This is a genomic window from Halorubrum sp. Eb13 (assembly GCF_002252895.1).
Lineage (GTDB): Archaea > Halobacteriota > Halobacteria > Halobacteriales > Haloferacaceae > Halorubrum.
The window spans coordinates 1-858 of record NZ_NHPE01000117.1 but is presented as its reverse complement, the minus strand read 5'-3'; the positions used below and the strand labels follow the sequence as shown (position 1 = coordinate 858).

Below are 858 nucleotides of genomic sequence, written 5' to 3'. Positions count from 1 at the left end.
GAGCCGAATCGCTTGCGCAGCGCGAAAAATATCGATTCGACGATAGACCGTCGATGGTACGTTTCATCATCGATCCGAGCATTGTGAGCGGCATCAAGCGAGTAGAATTCACGGTGCTTGATCACCGGTCTGATGCCTTCTTCACGCAGCATATGACGGAGTTCGTCCCAGTCAAAGCCTTTGTCGGCGACTACAGTTCCTAGCTGTTCGAGATTTCTCGTGAGGACTTGCCACGCGATCTGTGTGTCGTGTGGAAGGTTCTTTGAGCAGTGAACGTCGAGGATTGCTCTCGTCGAGCAATCCACGAGAAGTGTGGTTTTAACCGACTCAAACGTGCCTTTGACACGCTTCGCGTAGTTGTGACTGGACGAACGATGAGCGAGACCGGTGGAGTCGATGGCCTGAATCTCTCCAGTATCAAATAGATTCACCGACAGCCGCAACAGCACTCGCCAGACGCGCATCTTCAGCGCTTCTTTCCGAGCACAAACCGTGGTGAAGTCCGGCAACTCCTCGACCGACAGCCCGAGTTTCTCCACGATATCAGGCATTTCACGGAGGATATCGAGGAGTCGGCGGTACGGAAGGTCGAGGTATTCGCGAAGTCCGTGGAGAGTGATGATCACCCAGTCTGCGTAGCCACCTTCCCCTTTCTTGACAGGCTGATTTCCGTCACTCCCGACAGCTTTTTGAGACAAAGCCACACATCGGTCGGTGAAGCGGGCGAGTTTCGAAGGCACATCGAACTCTGCTCGCTTCACTTCCTCGAAATCACGCCATTCAGGCAATATTCTTAGCGTCTAAACACGGCCTGCGCCCTGTATTCAGCACGACTCCAAGAACATATCACCTGCTGAG

1 protein-coding gene is annotated in these 858 nt (G+C 53.5%); it reads right to left on the bottom strand.

The window, feature by feature from the left end:
• A partial coding sequence (locus DJ75_RS13200) for an IS5 family transposase (RefSeq protein ID WP_254921987.1) occupies positions 1-740 on the bottom strand: 740 nt, incomplete at its 3' end.
• Positions 741-858: the final 118 nt, after the last annotated feature.